Below are 19118 nucleotides of genomic sequence, written 5' to 3'. Positions count from 1 at the left end.
GCGATTACTTCGCTAATTACATTGCGATTACATCTCACTAGCAGCATCCGCCCAATTCTCATTAAAAAAGCAAAATAGTTGTAAAAAGTACAATTAAGCTCTTATGCTCGCAGCTTTAGGGCAGTTTAATTGCATATTTTACAACTATTTTTCTAGAATCCCGCCATATTGAGGCAATTGCTCGTATTTAAGTGTACAGAGTGCAACTAAATCCACAAAGGCTACCTTCAAAGCGTATATAGTTGCACAAAATACAATTAAACAAACTTCGTCGTTACCTCACATTAGCTGCACAGTGCGTTGGCGGTAAATGCAATTAAACAAACTTCGTCGTTACCACGTCTTAGCTACACTGTGCGTTGTTGGTAAATGCAATTAAACAAACTTCGTCGTTACCACGCATTAGCTGCACTCTTGCACATTGGCGGTAAAGTCCCAGTATAATTGTTGTATTGTGGTCAGTTCATACGAGGTCTTGTTTGCTCGGACTGTATTGCAGCTATTTTCACTTTTTAGTTGATTTTGCGATAGTTTCGGACTGTATTGCGCTTATTTCCATAAAAACACACATTATGGAAGCTACTTTGCACGAATAGCTGCATCTAAGTCCGATAATTTAGCAAAATGAATGAAATTATTAAAATAACGGCTCCTCAGTCCGATCTATAGTGAGGGGGATCTAATTAGATGAACTTCGATTATAGTCGAAGGGAACTAAATTAGTTAGAATAATTAGGTAGTCCCTTTAGGGTTTTTTACATCCAGAGAATAATGCATCGTGCAGAATATTAGGAGGAAATGAATAGTGGAACTTGGAGTAAGCACATTTGTCGAGACCACACCTGATGTCCAAACAGGTGAGACAATAAGTCATGCAGAACGACTACGTGAAGTAGTGGAGGAAATTGTACTTGCCGAAGAGGTGGGATTAGATGTATACGGAGTAGGTGAGCATCATCGCCATGATTATGCGGCATCTTCACCTGCGGTTGTACTGGCTGCGGCTGCTTCGTTGACTACTAAGATCCGGTTGAGCAGTGCTGTAATGATCCTGTCTTCAGCCGATCCGGTGCGTGTGTTTCAGGACTTTGCAACGCTGGACGGAATTTCGAACGGACGTGCGGAGATTATGATCGGCCGGGGTTCGTTTACAGAGTCTTTTCCTCTATTCGGATATGATCTGAAGGATTATGAAGAACTGTTTAATGAGAAGCTGGAATTGTTATTAGCCATCCAAAAGTCAGAAAAAGTGACCTGGAAAGGCAAACACCGAGCAGCTATAGAAAATTTGGGGATTTACCCGCGTCCGGTTCAAGATCCTTTACCGATTTGGATCGGGAGTGCAGGAAGTCCAGAATCTGCGATCCGCACAGGATCACTAGGTTTGCCTTTTGTTTTAGCGATTATAGGGAATGTTCTACCACTGGATTATGCGTCACATGTACAGCTTTACAAAAAAGCAGCAGCAGAAGCCGGGCATGATATTTCAAAATTTCCAATCGCTTCGCATTCACACGGGTTTATAGCGGAGACTAATCAGTTAGCGCTGGAGAAATTTTTCCCTTCAACGCATGCCCGGACCAATGTGCGGGCGAAGGAAAAAGGAACACCTCCGTACCATCGTGCAGATTATGATGCAGCGTGCAGCTTAGATGGCGCCCTTTACGTAGGTGATCCAGAAACTGTCGCTAATAAAATCATTCATCTGCGCAAACATGTGGGAATTACGCGATTCTTTTTACATGTGCCGCACGGCACGATGCCTCATGAGGATGTTATGCAGGCGATTAGACTGCTGGGCACCGAAGTAGCCCCACGTGTGCGGGAAGAAGTAGCGCGCTGGGAAGCAAGTAATCGGTAATTTAGTAAGCTGCGTCCTTAGGACGTGGCTTTTTTTGTAAGGTATACTGAAGAAATGAATAGCGTTTTATACAGGAGGGGCAATGGAAAAAAATCATTATTTATCTCAATTCAATTTGCTTCAATCGTTAGGACTGGAAGATCTAATTGAAATGGAAGAATTAACGCGAATAACAGTAGTCCCCAAAAATACATATATCCAAACACCGTCAACCTTTTCTGAAGGACTGTTTTTTGTGAAAAAAGGAAAGGTTCGCTTATACCAATTAAACGCAAACGGTAAGCAATTTACATCGGATATCCTTAGTGAAGGCAATGTTTTTGGTGAAATGGGTGTGATTTCTTTTGGAACGAAGGAACATTATATTGAAACGATTGAGGAAAGCCATATCTGCACAATTGATCCTGCAAGGTTTGAAGAATTCATCTCTCACCGGCCTAGGTTTATGATGTCATTATTGCAAGTATTGAGCGACCGCATAAAAAGTATGAGTCAGTTAACTCAAAATCTAGCCATCGGAAATTTGCATGATAAAATATTGTGTGTTCTTTTAAAGTTAGCGGATCAGCATGGGGTTGAGCATAAGGATAATTGTTACAAAATTAATGTTCCTCTATCGCATCAAGAAATCGCTAATTTAATTGGGGCCAGCAGAGAGGCTGTAACAGTGGCATTACAAGAATTGGTGAAAGCGGAAGTTATTCAGACAGGGTTCAGAACTATCTATGTTCAGCGAGACAAGATTTTGGAAAGAAATATAACATAGCTATCGAGTTGTAAACGAGATTACAGCTTCATTTTTAGAAACAACGGTATCCTAGCTATGACATGAAGGTGATTTAAGCTTTCAAATCATAGTGAAGGGACGATTTCCATGGAACACAGGAAGGGCGCTCGGAAGGTTACTGAAATTCCCGTTGAGATTGTAGAACTGCTGAATAAAGGATATTTACAGAGCGTGAATTTAACGGAATGGCTTGCTGTGGATCATCTTATATTGCTGGAAAATGTACTGAATGAGCTAGGTTTTGAACAGGAAGCTAAACCAATTTTACAAAGGCTGAATGCGTTATCGGAAAAGAAAATCATGAAGCTCATCCCGGTGATTTCACGTGAGTGGCAGCTTCTATTTGACTGTAAATCAGAGCTGGAACGTTCCCGACTATTTGCTGTGTTAGCTTATCATAACTCCGATAGTGTTCGCTGCTGGGCTGCTTATATCGTGGGGCAGAATCATCAATGGAGTCTAGTTCAAAAACTAACAGCAATCCTTCCTTTTGCAGCGGATGGTCATTTTGGGGTGCGTGAGATTTCTTGGATGGCTTTGAGGGAATCAGTCATTGCCGAGCTGGAAGCGTCCATTGAATTGTTAAAGGTTTGGGTTCATGACCAGGACGCGAATATTAGGAGATTTGCGGTCGAATTGACGCGCCCACATGGGGTATGGGCAAAGCATATTACAGCGCTCAAAGAAAATCCAGCGATTGCCCTACCGCTATTAGAACCGCTTAACTCTGATCCGGCAAAATACGTTCAGGATTCTGTAAGCAATTGGTTAAATGATGCTAGCAAAAGCAATCCGGCATGGGTACAGCAAATTTGTGATGAATGGTTGAACCTATCAGATACCAAGGAAACAAAGCGGATTGTAACCCGGGCTACAAGAAGCATTACTGATCAAAAATGAAATTAGTGCATCACTTTAGACTGGATATTCAAACGCCAAACACTATGGGCTAATATGTGTTGGCGTTTTTTATTATGGAGTTAACTTGGATAATTCAAGAGAAAGACTACTTCCTATTTATTATTTAAACCAAACTTCGTGAAAATATTTATATTGTTAATCCTCAGGTCATCTGTTATACTCAGAAACACAAAATGTTACAAAAACTAACACTAATTAAAGGAATGGAGGATTTTCGTATGAAAAAACAAATAATTCGTAATGTAGGCGTCACGTTATCCATGTTTTTAGTGGTGAATTCGTTATCCAGTGTCATGTATGCTAACACAATGAATGATGCGTATAAGCCAAAAACCCATGTTCTGAAGGCGAATTCGGAGACTGTTCGATGGGGGAATATTGGTAAGGGAGATCCAGCTCTGACTGTACATTCGGGAGACATCGTAACGGTTGAGGCTATTACACATCACTCTGGTGATGATTACGAGCGGATGATTAAAGGAGATGCGGGAGTGGAGGATATTTTCCACTGGATTGAAGGGGAGAAGAACGAAGCGCTCCGCGGGCCAGGCGTACATATTATGACGGGTCCCATCGCAGTAGAAGGTGCTGAACCAGGGGATGTGCTGGAAGTGAAGATTCTGGACATGAAGCTGAGACCTAATGGAAATGAACAATACGCTGGAAAAACATATGGCGTGAATGCCGCGGCGAACTGGGGTTATCTATACGGAGATATGGTGGAGGAGCCGAAAAAGCGTGAGGTAGTAACCATCTATGAGATGGATACGGAGGGTGGAACAGATTATGCAACAGCTGTATATAACTACAAATGGTCTGTGCAAACCGATCCGGATGGTCAAGTGCACCCGACAATTGACTACCCGGGTGTTATCGTTGACCATAAAACGATTGATAAGAATTTCGATGTGCTAAAAGGTGTGAAAATTCCGGTGCGTCTCCACTTTGGTACAATGGGTGTGGCGCCGAAAGAAGCGGATGTTGTTGACTCCGTTCCACCTTCTTACAACGGCGGTAACGTAGATGATTGGCGGATTACCGAAGGTGCAACGATGTATTATCCTGTATCCGTAGCTGGTGCACTACTGTCGATCGGTGACCCGCATGCCGGTCAAGGCGATTCGGAGATTAACGGTACTGCGATTGAGACATCGGTCACTGGGGATATACAAGTTATTCTTCATAAAAAAGCATCGCTTAACAACAAGCTGAAAGGTTTAAACTTCCCATTACTTGAAAATGAGAACGAGTGGGTCGTGCATGGATTCAGCTACGCCAATTATTTGGAGGAGCTGGGGGCTAGTGCTCAGACGGATATCTTCAACAACTCGTCCATCGACAAAGCAATGAAGGATGCCGCTCATAAAACAAAAGATTTTTTAATGGATGGAATGGAATTGAGCGAAGATGAAGCGTACTCTCTGATGTCGGTGTCAGCTGATTTTGGAATTACACAAGTGGTGGATGGAAACTGGGGCGTTCACGCCTTAATTGATAAAGGTCAATTCGGCGATTCCGAGCGCAAGCCCGTGGTTTTACGGAGCAGCTTTGAGAACTATGGAGCAAAGGTTGGCTGGCAGCCTGCCACTAAGACAGTTACGCTAAGCTACAATGGCAATGTTCTGGTGATGAAGGTTGGAGCGACAACGGGAATTTACAACGGAGAGACAGTGAAGCTTGTAGCCCCAATAAGTGTTGTGAACGGGCAGGTTGTGGTCAGCGAATATTTCGTGAACTTTTATAAAGCTAAGCTGGCTAAGACAGAGTAGGACGAAATAGCAATTATTTGATAATTCTAATAAAAATCCAGATGAGAAAAGAACCGTCTTTATAGGCGGTTCTTTTTCTTATATATTTAGGCCGTCTTGATTTTTGTGGCGTTTCAATAAAATTTGGTTTTCTACACGTACCAGTCCATCCAGACAATAGATTGATTCATGCATAAACCGTTCCATCTCTTCGAGATTCTCAACTAAGATGTGAATATGCAGAATACAAGGTCCTGTCATTTCGTATAATACAGCTACGCGTTCGTTTTCTTTTAAGACGTCGACGATATGATTCAAATGAGCAGGTTCTACTTCAAGTTCCAGGTAGGCGGAGATTTTCTTTCCTAGCTTTTCAGCACTGATGACAATCGAGAACTGTTCAATAATCCCTTGATTGACTAGCCGATCAATACGGTCTTTCACCGCGACACTTGATAAACTGACTTCTTTAGCTAGATCAGTATAGGAAATTCTGCTGTTTTGGGCCAGCCGCATCAAAATATGGTTATCGATAGGATCTAGCATTGGATTCGTTCACCTCTTTTTTCGTAATTGTATCAGAAAAAAAGTGGAAATGCCTAGTAGCGCTTTACAGTAGAAGTGTGTGACGGCATTCTCTGCTGAAGATAGTTGACATAAAAGAATTATTTCACTATACTGGCTGTAATCTTATATACGATATACGTTGAAGGAGCCCAGTAGTAACTTAGTCCCTGTTCCAGAAAGCCGGGGGTTGATGAAACCCGGTACACACTAAGCTTGCGAATTACACTTTGGAGTATCTCGGGTAACACCGAGCGGAATGGCGAACGATATCTCGTCAAGAGTGGTATCAATGGTATGCTTGAGCATAAGCGTTTCATGGGTGCAATCTGGGTGGTAACACGGTTATTCAATCGTCCCTATGTCTACAATAGACAAGGGGACGATTTTTTTGTTTTTAAATATAAGGATTTATAGGGTTCACTTCATCAATGATCCTTATATTTCTCGCTGAAACGGTACCGTCCTAATCAGGAGGGCAAAGCCGTTTCCGCTTGGCGGACTGATGTTTCATTATAGGATAACTACTAATTTTGAGGGGTGTAAGGCAATGAATATTATCGACGAACTAGAATGGCGCGATGCCATCAATCAACAAACAGATGCCGAAGGGCTTAGAGAACTGACCAATCAAAAATCGGTATCCCTGTACTGCGGTGTAGATCCAACTGGTGACAGTATGCATATTGGCCACTTGATTCCATTCATGGTGCTCAAAAGATTCCAGCTGGCAGGACATCGTCCGGTTATTCTAATTGGTGGGGCTACGGGAACGATCGGTGATCCAAGTGGACGTCAATCCGAGCGCTCTTTGCAAACGCTGGAGCAAGTCCAAGCCAACGTTGATGCACTTACAGCACAAATGAAAAAATTGTTCGTGACTGATGGCGACAATCAAATCCGCATGGTGAACAACTACGATTGGACGCATAAAATCAATGTTATCGAATTTTTGCGTGACTATGGTAAAAACTTCAGTATCAATTCGATGCTTGCCAAGGATGTTGTAGCGAGCAGATTGGACAGCGGAATTTCCTTTACGGAATTCTCCTACCAAATCCTGCAATCCCTGGACTACCTGCACCTGTTCCAGCATGAAGATGTGCAGCTGCAAATCGGTGGTTCTGACCAATGGGGGAACATCACAAGTGGCTTAGATCTGATTCGTAAAAAAGAAGGTTCTGAAGCGGTGGCATTCGGACTTACCATCCCGCTTATGCTGAAAGCCGATGGTACAAAATTCGGTAAAACAGCTGGTGGAGCCATTTGGTTGGATCCGAACAAAACGACAGCTTTTGAATTCTACCAGTTCTGGGCAAATACAGATGACCGTGATGTTGTGAAATACCTGAAGTACTTTACATTCCTCTCTAAAGAGCAAATTGATGCACTAGCAGAAAAGGTGCAAACCGAACCGCATAAACGTGAAGCGCAAATAACACTGGCTGAAGAAATGACCAGATTCGTGCATGGTGAGGAATTGCTGGAGCAGGCTAAACGCATTACTGCCGCTCTGTTCAGTGGAGATATTAAATCTCTGACCGCTGACGAGATCGAGCAAGGCTTCAAGGAAATGCCGACCTACGAAACGACATTGGAGTCCAAAAATATCGTGGAGTGGCTGGTAGATCTAGGAATTGAGCCATCCAAACGTCAAGCGCGTGAAGACATCACCAAAGGCGCAATTTCCATGAACGGTGAAAAAGTTAGCGATGTAGCATTTGAAGTTACAGCCAGCGAAGCCATCGGCGGACGTTTTATCATTATCCGTAAGGGTAAGAAAAACTACAGCCTGGTGAAATTGTCCTAATAATAAGAAGCCTTCCTTATGAATAAGGAAGGTTTTTTGTTGTATTTTAAGTATAGAGGCCGACTATTTGCATATTAAGTGAAATTTGAAAGGTGAAATCGTCAAAATTATGGTAAGCTTAGGATTCGTGTGATTTATGGATTAACATGATATTCTACAACTATAACAGAAAATTAGGAGTGGTAATTTGAGAAGACAAAAACCAATGACCATGGAAGAATTGATGAATGAGTTACAAGGACAGAAAACGTATCAAGAAGATCCCAATCACATCTCTTTCGAGAAATTGTTTAATGAAGCGTTTATGAGTAAGTATTCCAATTACAAAAGTTTCGATGAGTTTGTAACCAAAGGGAACTTTCAAGTAAAGACAGAAGAAGATGTTGCTGACATACCTGATGAACTCTTTGATCGTCATGTTGTTAGGGAGACGAAGTTTGCGGATTGGAAATCCATGTTGGAAACAGCAAATAGAGAATACGTCCGTAATTAATAAGACTTAGTCTCTAACTACCGTTAGTTAGACTCATCCACAAAGAAACTGCACACCCTTATTGCTTTGTTCCAACGGACAATGGGGAGTGCAGCTTTTTTATGCCCAGTTATTCGACCAGCTATGATGTTTTACTCATCGTTGACTTGCAGATCTATGATTTAATTGAACAAATAGGAATTAGGTTCTACAAAGATGTATTACATAGGAGGGGCAGAATCGTATGACTGCATGTATACAAACCTCTAAGCAGGAGACCCTTCATGTCATGTGGAAAACCGTCTCAGAGGATTGTAATCTAGCCTGTGATTATTGCTATTACAGTACAGCCGGGGGACATCCTCAGCAACCGATCCGGGTGATGGATACGGAGCTTCTGGAGCGGTTTATCGCTCAGTACATGAAAAGATCATCAGGGATAGCGACTTTCTCTTGGCAGGGTGGGGAGCCATTATTGGCCGGACTTTCGTATTTTGAACAAGTGATTTCATTTCAAGCTAAGTACGCTCCGCCTCATACGATGATCAGTAATGCACTGCAGACCAATGGAACGCTTATCCATGAGAAATGGGCGAAATTTTTTAAACGGTATAACTTTTTGGTTGGGATTAGTCTGGATGGCCCAGAGCCTATTCATGATGCTCATCGTGTAACGGGTTCGGGGAAAGGCAGTTATAATCTAGTTATGCGTGGGATTCGTCATTTACAGAATGAGGGTGTGGAGTATAGTATTCTGACGGTGATTCATGAAGATAACGTGACGAAACCAGAGGAGTTGATGGCATTTTATCTAGAACATACCTTTCCGAATATTCAGTTTATCCCCTGCATGGATTTTGTTTCTCAGAAAAGTGATGTAGCGGGACGTTTCCGAATTACACCTGAACAATACGGAGTCTTTTTATGCCGTACATTTGACCTTTGGTACAACGGTGGGTATCCAGAGCTTCCTATTCGTATTTTTGAGAATATGCTTCTTGTATTCATGCATCGTGAGGCAGAGTTATGCGTTCACAACTCATGTTGCCCGAAGATGATGGTGCTTGAAACGAACGGGGATGCCTACCCTTGCGATTTCTTTATTGATGAAGAGCATAGGCTAGGAAATATCGGCCAAACTGACCTGAAAGCGCTGCTAACCAGCCCAGTATATGATGATTTTTTGTTAATGAAGCCCAATATGAATGAATCATGCTATAAGTGTGAGTACCTTAGCTTTTGCAATGGGGGATGTCCGCGCAACCGGAATTGGCTTGATGTTAATGATCGGACTGAGGTTGATTATTTCTGCCATAGTTACAAAATGTTCTACTCACACGCCTATGAACGCATGTTATTACTGGCGAACCGACTTAGATCGGAGCGGATGCTGGAGTACAGGAAAAGTGCAAAACCACTTCCAGGTCGAAATGATCCATGTCTCTGCGGAAGCGGGAAGAAATTCAAAAATTGCTGTCAGGCATTATAGCTTTGACTAGATAAGGTTGTCCCAACAGTCATGCAAAGGATTGGGAACAACCTTTTTGTTATGCTATAGAACCATATGATTTCTCGCCATTATTGCCGCACCAGTCACCACAGCTTCTTCTTTTAATATACCTAGGGAGAAGTGAGGTTGGTATTCAGGATAACGGTAAGTGTTTCTCTGTGCCACCTCCACCGCTGTTTGGAAAAACAACTCGTGAGAGTGAATGAGCGCACCGCCTAGAATGATGGTCTCTGGATGAAACAGGTTGATAACGTTAGCGAGCCCGATCCCGAAATGGCTGGCAGCTTGGGTAAATAATTCACGCGCATGTGGATTACCGTCTCTAAAGGCTTGTACCAATACATCATAAGTCAGCTTCTCAGGCGCCACTTTATATCTTTGGAGGATCAGATCGTTGTCCATTTTCGCCTCCGAGCGTGCACTTTGTTCTATGGCCTGCACAGATACAAATGCTTCCAGAGCCCCGTAGTTCCCGTCATGATTTAATCGGGGTCCATCTGTCTGGATGATCATTTGACCAATGGCATCTTCCATATCCATTGTGCCATGAACAATACTTCCATGCGACATCATCGCATAGCGGAGTCCTGCTCCAGCATGTACATAAAGCATATGCTGAATGTTTGCGTGACGGATAGACCATCGTTCCCCAAGCAATGCGGAATTGGCACCGTTGTCCAACCAAGCTTTGAACCCCGTCCGTTCCTCCACCAATTTGCAAATCGGAAGATTGTTCCAGCCCGAAGAAGGGAAGTGCAGCGGCTTTAGGATCAAGCCATGTTCCCGATCAAGTGGCCCCACAGCCCCTATTCCTATCCCGATGATTTGACTGTCCACTAACTGATGGTCCCGAAGGAAAGCGCGTATTTGATTACTGATATGATCTATAAATCTTTCAGGTGTGAATGCCTGATCCATTCGCCAGTGAACAATTGATTTTGGGTTCATTTGCATATCAAATAAACCAAGAGAAGAATACACCCTGGAAATCTCTAAACCGATTATATAACCGTAGGAAGGATTGATCTGGTATAAAATAGGTCTTCTGCCTCCGCTAGATTCTCCAAATCCGCTTTCTATCAGCAAGCTTTCTTCCGTCATCTCATCCAATATCCGGGTCATTGTGCTTTTGGTAAGTGAAAATGTCTGTAGAAGATCCAACTTGGAAACAGTGCCTTGTTCGGCGATTCGGTCGTATAGAAGTTTTTTTGGTGATGGAATTTGTGTCGAGCGCTTTTCCACGATATACCTCCAAGCTATATATAGGATGAACTTGTAAGATCGTTTTTTATATAGTTTGTATTTATTAACATGAATATAGTATAACTCATAAACCCTTGGTTGTATTTTACCGTTCAAAAAACTTAATTCCATTTTGGGAAAAAGTGATATAATGAAATTACGACAGATTATAAAAGGGTGGATTCCATGAGAACAACTATGAAAACAAATATGATACCGAATACAGACCTGAGGATAAGTCTACTGTTTCAGTTGTTTTGGGTATTTGTTCGAATTGGTCCAGTAACCTTCGGGGGAGGTTATGCGATGATCCCTATGATCGAACGGGAAATTTCCGCTAAACGAAAATGGCTGGGTGAAGAAGAGATGGATGAAATTCTATCTTTAGCTGGTGCTGCACCTGGGGGTGTAGGTGTAAATGCAGCGGCATTCATTGGTTATCGTCTTGCTGGTGTGACGGGGGCGATTGCTGCAATCGCAGGGATAACGATTCCGACCTTTATCATTGTTTGTTTGCTTAGCGCCGTGTACTCCCAACTGGCCGACCAACCTAAAGTCATTGCCGCTATGAAAGGGATTAATGGTGCAGTTATTGCTTTGATCCTAGTAGCTGCATATCGAATGGCCAAGAACGCTATAATTGACAAGACTACCGCAGTTACGGCGTTAGTTATACCGGTTGTTTTACTGGTTTTCGGAATTAATCCCATTTACGTGATTGCAGTTGGTTTATGTATTGGGTTTGTATATCTGCAAATTAAACAGCTCTTAGGGCTCCAAGTTCGAACGGAGAAGGAGTCCTTGAAAGCTTCTGATGAAGAATCGAATTATCCGGAGTATTACATCTAGGGGGAAGCGATGTGATTTGGAATTTATTTTTCACTTTTATAAAAATAGGTCTTCTGTCTTTTGGAGGAGGGTACGCCATCATTCCGATGATTCAGCATGAAGCCATGGCTGGGGGTTGGTTATCCGAAGGGGAATTTCAAGAGGTAGTTTCCATCGCAGGGATGTCACCTGGTCCTGTTGCGACGAACAGTGCAACCTTAATCGGATATCGTATAGCCGGAATGGAAGGAGCGATTGTGTCAACATTAGGCATGGTTCTGCCCTCATTTTTAATCATCATTGTTATTTCTGTCTTCTTTTATCGGGTGAGGGATAGTCAATGGATTAAAACGTTATTTTATGGTTTGCGGCCAGTGATTACAGGCTTGATTGCCTATGCTGCGATTCGTTTTGGCTTAAATAGCGTGGAACATGCTTTTATTACTTGGCAGACCCTTGGCATGTTGATCATTGTATTCGCTGCACTTTATGGTTTAATGAAATATAAGCTGCATCCGCTCACCATTATCGTTGCTTCTGGCATTCTTGGGGTAGCTTTTTTTTAGACAGAGCCGGGACGATTCCAGATTGGAGGTAAATCATGTCAGAGAATATACGGGCATGTTGTTCAGCTAGTCGAAATCAAGTCGCGAAACAAGAATCTATTGATGTTTGTAAGGAGAACACAACGGTTCAAGGAGTAACAGGGGAAAAAGATTTCTCGGACATGATCCTTATCCCTGGAGGCACTTTTCTTATGGGGACGGATGATAAGGAAGGGTTCCCCGCAGATGGAGAAGGGCCGACTAGGAAGGTTACCTTATCTTCCTTTTTGATGGATGTAACGGCGGTTACGAACAAGCAGTTTGCTGCTTTTATCCAGGAAACAAACTATGTTACAGATGCGGAACGTTTTGGATGGTCTTACGTGTTTCATTCTTTTGTTTCCATGGAGACAGGGAAAAAGGTGACCCAAGTAGCCACTCAAACCCCCTGGTGGTGGGTGGTGGAGGGAGCGGATTGGTGTCATCCTGAAGGTCCGGATTCCCATGTAGATGAACGACATGATCATCCGGCTATTCACCTATCATGGCATGATGCGGATGCATATTGTCGCTGGGCTGGTAAACGTCTGCCTACGGAAGCGGAGTGGGAGTATGCCGCACGAGGAGGACTGGTTCAGAAACGGTATCCTTGGGGGGATGAATTAAAACCAGGCGGAGAGCATCGCTGTAATATATGGCAGGGAAAGTTTCCCGATAAAAATCATGCCAGCGATGGTTTTGCAGGTACCGCACCTGTAAGTTCCTATCTGCCTAACGGCTATGGTCTTTATAATATGTCAGGAAACGTGTGGGAATGGTGCGCGGATTGGTTTACTAAGGACTATCATTTATCTTCCGAATCCGTGAATCCGAAAGGTCCAGTAAGTGGTGTCGCAAGATCGATGCGCGGAGGATCATATTTGTGCCATAAATCTTACTGCAACCGTTATCGGGTGGCGGCTAGAAGCAAAAATACTCCAGACAGCTCTGCCGGAAATATTGGCTTTCGATGTACGGCTGATTATACAAGTTAAAGCACTTTTACGACTACTACATAAGAAGGAGGAACTTCCTTGTCCTCTATCATCCATAGTCAGTTTGACATCAACGTGCTGGACGTCCTAAAGATTCAATATCAGAAGCGGATCCTGTTCGATTATGTACAGTCTTGTTATACCGTCTCTTATATCCAAAAAGGTGAGGTATTGACGACATCCTCCGAAGGAGAATATGTTGCTTCTGCCGGAGATGTGATGATCCACCGTCCTAACGAGCCTTTTAATGTGATCTCCAAAACGGATGGTGTACATTATCTGTTTAATATTAACGCTAAAGTTAAAGACGGAGATGACTTCTTTAAGTTATTCCCTTTAGGCAAGGTGATTCGGGTCCGGGATCGAAGCGAATATGAGCGAAGGTTTGACGAGTTGCGGAGCCTGTGGTTGCAGGAGGAAGATGATTTCAGGAATGTTCAGGTTGGTTCATTGGCATTTTTTCTTCTTTATGAAATTATGGAGAGTACCAAGCTTGGCGGGCGACGTTCTTCACGAGATCCCTTTATCACGGACCGCTTTAATGAAGCGTTGCAATATATGGAGGAGAGGCTTGATCAGGAGATTAGTAGAGAGGAGCTTTCCAAGCTCTATCATATGAATCCTGTTTATTTTAGCCGGGCATTTCAGAAAATATATAAACTGACACCCATGCAAATGCTGCGAAAATTGCGGCTGCAGCAAGCTAAACAAATGCTGGAATATACGGATTATACAATCGAGCATATCTCCCAGAGATGTGGTTATTATGATGCTTCACACTTCAGCAAGGTATTTCGTGGCGAATACGGTAAGGGGCCGGCAGAGTACCGGAAAAGTATCGAATTTACAAAAACAAACATCGCTACTCCATAGCGGAGCTTTCCATATTCATTTACTCTTATAAGCATGAGCAGATCATTCTAAGCTGCCCGAATCGAGCGTAACCATTTCGATGAAAAGGAAAGGCAGGGAATAACTCATGAGAATCTTGTATTTGGATTTGGATTCGCTTCGCCCGGACCATCTGGGATGTTATGGCTATCATCGGAATACCTCCCCGAATATCGATTCAATCGCAAAAGAAGGTGTCACCTTTACCAACTACTATTGTTCAGATGCTCCTTGCCTGCCGTCTCGTTCTGCTTTAATGTCGGGGCGATTTGGCATTCATAATGGGATTGTAGGGCATGGCGGAACCGCTGCTGATATGCGTAGAGAAGGAGCAAAACGTGAATTCAATGACCGGTTGGGGATGGAGAGCCTTCCGGCTATATTAAGGCAAGCGGCGATGAAAACTGCATCGATCAGCACCTTCTCCGAACGACACTCGGCTTGGACCTTTAACGCCGGGTTCCAAGAAGTGTTTAATGTTGGTGGCAGAGGGCATGAGACGGCAGAGCAGGTGCTTCCAGTGGCACTTAAATGGCTTGAGGATAATGGGGAGTCCGAAAATTGGTTTCTGCACCTGAATTTCTGGGATCCGCATACACCTTATCGTACACCTGAGAGCTATGGTAATCCGTTCGAGAAGGAGCCTTTACCCGATTGGATCACGGAAGACGTGTTTGAGCTTCACCGAAATAAGAAGGGGCAGCATAGTATTGAAGATATGAATGCGCTCGCGAAATCGCATTATCAGCAGCATTTCAGGCATCAGCAGGAGATAGAGAACCGTGATGACCTGCGTGTTATCTTTGACAACTATGATGCTGGAGTTAAGTATCTGGACGAGCATCTCGGGAAAGTTTTTTCTAAGCTGAGAGAACTTGGCGTGATGGAAGATACGGCTATCTTGATCTCTGCGGATCATGGAGAGAGTCTGGGTGAACTAGGAATTTACTCCGAACATGGCACAGCAGACGAGGCGACTTGCCGTATTCCGATGATTGTTCGCTGGCCAGGGGGCAAGAAGGGAATCGTGGAGGAGGGGCTACATTATCACCTTGATCTAGGACCTACATTAGCAAGCCTTTTGAATTTGAAAGCGGCTGCTTCTTGGGATGGTGAAAGTTATGCAGGTACCATTCTGGAGGGGGATTTGGGAGGGCGTGAGTATCTCGTAATCTCACAATGTGCGCATGTGTGTCAACGCAGCGTTCGGTTTGCGGATTGGTTATATATACGTACCTATCATGACGGACACCATGGATTCCCGCAAGAAATGCTTTTTGATTTGAAGCATGATCCTTATGAACAACATAATCTTGCCGAAGTGCGTAAAGACGTTTGTATGGAGGCTGTCTATCTGTTGAATGAATGGCATGATAATATGATGGGCTCCATGGATTGTGATATCGATCCATTATGGACGGTACTTATGGAAGGTGGACCCTACCATGCCAAAGAGTATCTGAGCTCATCCTTATAGGCTGCTTAATAATATCCTAGTAAATGCGGCGAATGAAAGACATATGAAATGGAGGTTGCCCTGAATGGGCAACCTCCCTATTTATGTTCTCGCTTTTTGTGGATCTATTAAAGATCCGGGAAGCCTCAAAACGGTCTTAGTCCCGCTACCCTCCTTACTATACAGCAGAACGCCGCAAGGATCGCCATACTTAAGATTTAGACGATTATTGACATTTAGGAGACCGATATGATCTCCTGATTCTATATTCTTACCAGCCAGCAACTCCGTAAGTTGTTCCAGTCTTGTTGTATCGATTCCTACACCATTATCTTCTACCACGATTTCAAGCAGCCCCGCTTCGTTTTTCTCTACGGAGATCAGCAAAATTCCTTGTCCTTGTGCCTCAAGCCCATGACCAAGCGCATTTTCAACAATAGGTTGAAGGATCATTTTAGGCACGGGAATGTGTAACCATTCCTGGGGACACAACAGCTTGTAAGTAAATTTGTCCGGGAAACGGCCTTGGTAAATCCTCACACAAGATTCCGCGATTTTCAGCTCTTCCCCAAGAGTTACCTCCTCTTTGCCTTTGATGCTGTACTTGAGCATTGTGCTTAAGGCGGTAGTCATCTCGAAGATATCCCGATTTCCTTTTACGATCGCAACGCCCTTGATTGTATCTAAAGTATTGCTTAAGAAATGCGGATTAATTTGACTTTGTAAATACGAATATTCCGCCCGCTGCTTTTCCAGATCGGTCAGATAAAGTTGAGTTGAAGCATCGATTAATTGGTCCGTCAAATCGTGGATCCGTGTGGTCATATCGTTGAACTGTCGAGAGATGATTTCAATCTCAGCATAGCCCTTTAAATCGACCTTGTTGTTCAATATCCCCAGACTTCCGCCCTTTAATTGATTCATATAGCGCATAAGCCTAGACAACGGTCTTAAGAGATTCATCATAAGCACAGAATAGGGGATAGAGACGACCAGCAAGATTAAGGCTAGAAGAGCATAGCTGACCTTCTTCAATTTCTCCAGTTCTTTCATTAAATTATGGACAGGAACAGCGGTTATGATTTTTCCAGAGATCTCCGGTAAGCTAAAGGACTGAATTGCATATTTCTTTCCATGAACGGTCTCGACGATGGACTCTCCATCCCTTCCAGTTGCCCGAGTTTGAAACTGCTGGAGCATATCCTCCGGCTCATTGCTATTAGAGTAGATCATGCCTTTATCATCCATCATAAAAAAGCTGGTTCCGACCAATCGGGGATACTCAGAAATTTCAGTTTGAATGGCCTTCATATCTACAATAACTGCGAGATAGCCAATTTTTTCACCATATAGGGACGTGTCACCTGAAGCGAAGATGTTCATCCCGAAAAGCAGTTTTCTCTTGTCGATGACTTTGTCTGGAGGACTGTATCCGCGATAATGAACGATTCCATCCTCCTCAGCTGTTTTCATAAGATCGATAGCATATTTTGTTCTTCCTGCTAAGGAGATACGTGTGTTTGAGCTGCCGATAACAATAATATCTAAGATATCCGTGTTCATATTTCGGGCGATGCTCAACAATCCTTCAACTTTTTGGGATAGATCGTAGACTCGAAGCTTATCATTCTCGACTAGGAACTTTTGGACGGTCGAATCGTAACCCACATTCATCATCATGGAAGAAACGTTGGCATAGTTGTCAGAAATCCGTTGCTTGAGGAGGGAGACCAGCTCTGTATTGTATTGCGTATTTTGATTAATGATAGTTTCGCTTGATAGTTGGTAGACTCGTGAAACGATGATTGGGATAATGGCAACAATAAATAACCCGAATAGCAAAACCTGAGTACGGATGGATAGTCTCTTAAATGTCTTCATTGTTTTGTTCCCTATATTGTGTAGGTGTCATTTTGAGATGCCGTTTAAAAATTCGTGTGAAATAGAAATAATCCTGAAAACCGCATTTCTCACCGATTTGGTAAATGGAAAGGTTGGTTTCGATCAGCGTTTTACAAGCGTATTCAATTCGTAAACGACTGATATGTTCGATGATGGTCTCGCCGACCTCTTTTTTGAATAATTGGCATAAGTAATTTGGACTTAAAAAAAACTGATTGGCTAAATGCTGGATCGAAATTTCTTGATTGAAATGGTTGCGGATGTATAACATGATTTCTTTGACTTTGTGGTTTGAGATTCGTGAAATATCAGTTTCGTTTCTGTTCATAAAAATATCAAGTGTCATAAGAATCAGATCATCAATCATAGCTTCAGCCGTGCCGTACCGATAATAGAGCTGTTCATATCCTTCAAAAAAACGGCCGCTAACCCGAGTCCCTTCCCGAGGAAATAAGTAGAGGATCGATGTATAGAGCAAATAGGCTTCTTTAATGGTGAACGTTCCCTCTTTGAATAATTTCTTTATCGATTCCATGGCTGCTATGAAACCGAGCCGGTCTTTATTATGAAGAATCCGGGAAATCTCTTTGAGTTTCTCGTCGATCGTTATTTCCTGCTGTGGATTCACCCGGTAACATCCGGGCATCCCCGTTGCGAACATACTGAAAGCAGCATGAGAGGCGGACTCTAAAGACGCATCCAATTGGTGTATATCCGAAATAGGAGGACCGATCCCGACTCCGCATTCTTGTACAACTTCTGTTTGTTCAAGACCCTGGAGGAAGACTTCGTATTGGCACTCTTCCAATAAGTAACCATACCGACGGCGGCTCATTGGGAAACACAGGGAAGAGAACTGCCTGACATCTACAGGTGAACTTAACCCTTGGATAACAATGGGGATATGAGGGGTATCTTTCGACAAGGGTATTTTCTTCTCATCCAACCATAAGTTAATTCGTTCAAGATCTCCGGAACAAACCGCTTCATAAAGTTCGAAGTCGTGGATAGGTTGTTCTTTAACTGTCTTGGAATCGTGTTGCTGGGCTATTCGGTTGAGCATACCTTCAATTTCTTCGATTTCAAAGGGTTTGAGACAATATCCGAAAGTACCATAATTCATTGCTTTTTGTGCATAAGCGAACTCGGCATGTCCGCTGAGTACGATAAAGATCGTATCAGGCGCGATGGCCTTGCCACGTTGAATGAGCTCTAGTCCATTCATAACAGGCATCTTGATATCTGTTAGAACAAGGGTGGGGCGAAGCGATTGAATTAATTGAAGGGCTTCTTGCCCGTTTTCGGCATCGTCGATCACTTCAAAGCCGTATTTCTTCCAATTCACTCCTGCTTTAATTCCTTCTACAATCCACTTCTCATCATCTGCAATAATTACTGAACGCATAAGTGAATCCCCCTCTCTTTATAGAGCTCTTAGATTTATCCTAGCGATTGTGGACCATGGGGGGTATGGACTATCTTACGCTCACTATGTCCGATATTACGTGCTACAGGAAGGTCTCCCGCAAAGGTGTGAAAAATCCACA

General features: G+C 43.2%; 16 protein-coding genes and 1 other annotated feature. Of the genes, 12 read left to right on the top strand and 4 right to left on the bottom strand.

What is annotated here, in order from left to right; translation table 11 throughout:
* Positions 1-805: 805 nt before the first annotated feature.
* The 4 genes from NSS82_RS19570 (at position 806) to NSS82_RS19555 (ending at position 5338) form a co-directional block, all read left to right on the top strand.
* Complete coding sequence (locus NSS82_RS19570; RefSeq protein WP_038571758.1) at positions 806-1861, top strand: LLM class flavin-dependent oxidoreductase; 1056 nt, start codon at positions 806-808, stop codon at positions 1859-1861.
* An 82-nt stretch (positions 1862-1943) separates the two neighbouring features.
* On the top strand, positions 1944-2627 hold the full coding sequence (locus NSS82_RS19565; protein ID WP_076133872.1) for a Crp/Fnr family transcriptional regulator: 684 nt from the start codon (positions 1944-1946) through the stop codon (positions 2625-2627).
* A gap of 108 nt (positions 2628-2735) precedes the next feature.
* Positions 2736-3548, top strand: coding sequence for a DNA alkylation repair protein (locus NSS82_RS19560; RefSeq protein WP_076106223.1), 813 nt, complete (start codon positions 2736-2738; stop codon positions 3546-3548).
* 239 nt (positions 3549-3787) lie between these two features.
* On the top strand, positions 3788-5338 hold the full coding sequence (locus NSS82_RS19555; protein ID WP_076272686.1) for an acetamidase/formamidase family protein: 1551 nt from the start codon (positions 3788-3790) through the stop codon (positions 5336-5338).
* Between the two features lie 78 nt (positions 5339-5416).
* On the opposite strand, the gene NSS82_RS19550 is transcribed toward NSS82_RS19555, so the two are convergent.
* On the bottom strand, positions 5417-5863 hold the full coding sequence (locus NSS82_RS19550; protein WP_038571749.1) for an Lrp/AsnC family transcriptional regulator: 447 nt from the start codon (positions 5861-5863) through the stop codon (positions 5417-5419).
* A 151-nt stretch (positions 5864-6014) separates the two neighbouring features.
* Positions 6015-6245: a binding site (T-box leader), on the top strand.
* Between the two features lie 186 nt (positions 6246-6431).
* On the opposite strand from NSS82_RS19550, the gene tyrS reads away from it, so the two are divergent.
* From tyrS to NSS82_RS19535, 3 genes are all read left to right on the top strand, one after another.
* A complete protein-coding gene (tyrS, locus tag NSS82_RS19545; RefSeq protein WP_036688216.1) occupies positions 6432-7691 on the top strand; it encodes a tyrosine--tRNA ligase in 1260 nt (419 codons plus the stop codon).
* A 205-nt stretch (positions 7692-7896) separates the two neighbouring features.
* Complete coding sequence (locus NSS82_RS19540) at positions 7897-8184, top strand: hypothetical protein (RefSeq protein ID WP_036688213.1); 288 nt, start codon at positions 7897-7899, stop codon at positions 8182-8184.
* Between the two features lie 223 nt (positions 8185-8407).
* Positions 8408-9652 carry an anaerobic sulfatase maturase gene (locus NSS82_RS19535; protein ID WP_076272685.1) on the top strand — a complete coding sequence of 415 codons (1245 nt, stop codon included), beginning with the start codon at positions 8408-8410 and terminating at the stop codon, positions 9650-9652.
* 63 nt (positions 9653-9715) lie between these two features.
* Here NSS82_RS19535 and NSS82_RS19530 read toward each other — a convergent pair whose 3' ends face one another.
* Entirely contained in the window at positions 9716-10915 is a 1200-nt protein-coding gene (locus tag NSS82_RS19530; protein WP_076106217.1) for an ROK family protein, read from the bottom strand.
* 186 nt (positions 10916-11101) lie between these two features.
* On the opposite strand from NSS82_RS19530, the gene NSS82_RS19525 reads away from it, so the two are divergent.
* From NSS82_RS19525 to NSS82_RS19505, 5 genes are all read left to right on the top strand, one after another.
* Positions 11102-11764, top strand: a complete 663-nt coding sequence (locus tag NSS82_RS19525; RefSeq protein WP_256717124.1) for a chromate transporter — start codon at positions 11102-11104, stop codon at positions 11762-11764.
* A gap of 11 nt (positions 11765-11775) precedes the next feature.
* The gene (locus NSS82_RS19520) at positions 11776-12309 is read left to right on the top strand and encodes a chromate transporter (protein WP_036688207.1); all 534 of its coding nucleotides are present in this window, start codon (positions 11776-11778) and stop codon (positions 12307-12309) included.
* Between the two features lie 35 nt (positions 12310-12344).
* Entirely contained in the window at positions 12345-13322 is a 978-nt protein-coding gene (locus NSS82_RS19515) for a formylglycine-generating enzyme family protein (RefSeq protein ID WP_081386612.1), read from the top strand.
* Positions 13323-13361: 39 nt separating this feature from the next.
* A complete protein-coding gene (locus tag NSS82_RS19510) occupies positions 13362-14195 on the top strand; it encodes a helix-turn-helix domain-containing protein (protein ID WP_036688203.1) in 834 nt (277 codons plus the stop codon).
* Between the two features lie 106 nt (positions 14196-14301).
* Positions 14302-15690, top strand: a complete 1389-nt coding sequence (locus NSS82_RS19505) for a sulfatase (protein WP_036688200.1) — start codon at positions 14302-14304, stop codon at positions 15688-15690.
* A gap of 81 nt (positions 15691-15771) precedes the next feature.
* Here NSS82_RS19505 and NSS82_RS19500 read toward each other — a convergent pair whose 3' ends face one another.
* Both NSS82_RS19500 and NSS82_RS19495 read right to left on the bottom strand, forming a co-directional pair.
* Entirely contained in the window at positions 15772-17550 is a 1779-nt protein-coding gene (locus NSS82_RS19500; RefSeq protein ID WP_036688197.1) for a cache domain-containing sensor histidine kinase, read from the bottom strand.
* A complete protein-coding gene (locus NSS82_RS19495) occupies positions 17537-18976 on the bottom strand; it encodes a response regulator (protein WP_076272684.1) in 1440 nt (479 codons plus the stop codon). The genes NSS82_RS19500 and NSS82_RS19495 overlap by 14 nt, the downstream gene beginning before the upstream one ends.
* Positions 18977-19118: the final 142 nt, after the last annotated feature.

It is taken from the genome of Paenibacillus sp. FSL H7-0735 (assembly GCF_038008505.1).
In the GTDB taxonomy this organism is placed as follows: domain Bacteria; phylum Bacillota; class Bacilli; order Paenibacillales; family Paenibacillaceae; genus Paenibacillus_AQ; species Paenibacillus_AQ odorifer.
Note: the sequence above shows the minus strand (reverse complement) of the source record. Positions and strands in the feature narration are given on the sequence as shown.

Bases quoted from the DNA above. Each gene is read 5' to 3' on its own strand.
- NSS82_RS19565 (WP_076133872.1), top strand. From the start codon at position 1,944: ATGGAAAAAAATCATTATTTATCTCAATTCAATTTGCTTCAATCGTTA.
- NSS82_RS19560 (WP_076106223.1), top strand. From the start codon at position 2,736: ATGGAACACAGGAAGGGCGCTCGGAAGGTTACTGAAATTCCCGTTGAG.
- NSS82_RS19555 (WP_076272686.1), top strand. From the start codon at position 3,788: ATGAAAAAACAAATAATTCGTAATGTAGGCGTCACGTTATCCATGTTT.
- NSS82_RS19550 (WP_038571749.1), bottom strand. From the start codon at position 5,863: ATGCTAGATCCTATCGATAACCATATTTTGATGCGGCTGGCCCAAAAC.
- tyrS (WP_036688216.1), top strand. From the start codon at position 6,432: ATGAATATTATCGACGAACTAGAATGGCGCGATGCCATCAATCAACAA.
- NSS82_RS19540 (WP_036688213.1), top strand. From the start codon at position 7,897: ATGACCATGGAAGAATTGATGAATGAGTTACAAGGACAGAAAACGTAT.
- NSS82_RS19535 (WP_076272685.1), top strand. From the start codon at position 8,408: ATGACTGCATGTATACAAACCTCTAAGCAGGAGACCCTTCATGTCATG.
- NSS82_RS19525 (WP_256717124.1), top strand. From the start codon at position 11,102: ATGAGAACAACTATGAAAACAAATATGATACCGAATACAGACCTGAGG.
- NSS82_RS19515 (WP_081386612.1), top strand. From the start codon at position 12,345: ATGTCAGAGAATATACGGGCATGTTGTTCAGCTAGTCGAAATCAAGTC.
- NSS82_RS19505 (WP_036688200.1), top strand. From the start codon at position 14,302: ATGAGAATCTTGTATTTGGATTTGGATTCGCTTCGCCCGGACCATCTG.
- NSS82_RS19500 (WP_036688197.1), bottom strand. From the start codon at position 17,550: ATGAAGACATTTAAGAGACTATCCATCCGTACTCAGGTTTTGCTATTC.
- NSS82_RS19495 (WP_076272684.1), bottom strand. From the start codon at position 18,976: ATGCGTTCAGTAATTATTGCAGATGATGAGAAGTGGATTGTAGAAGGA.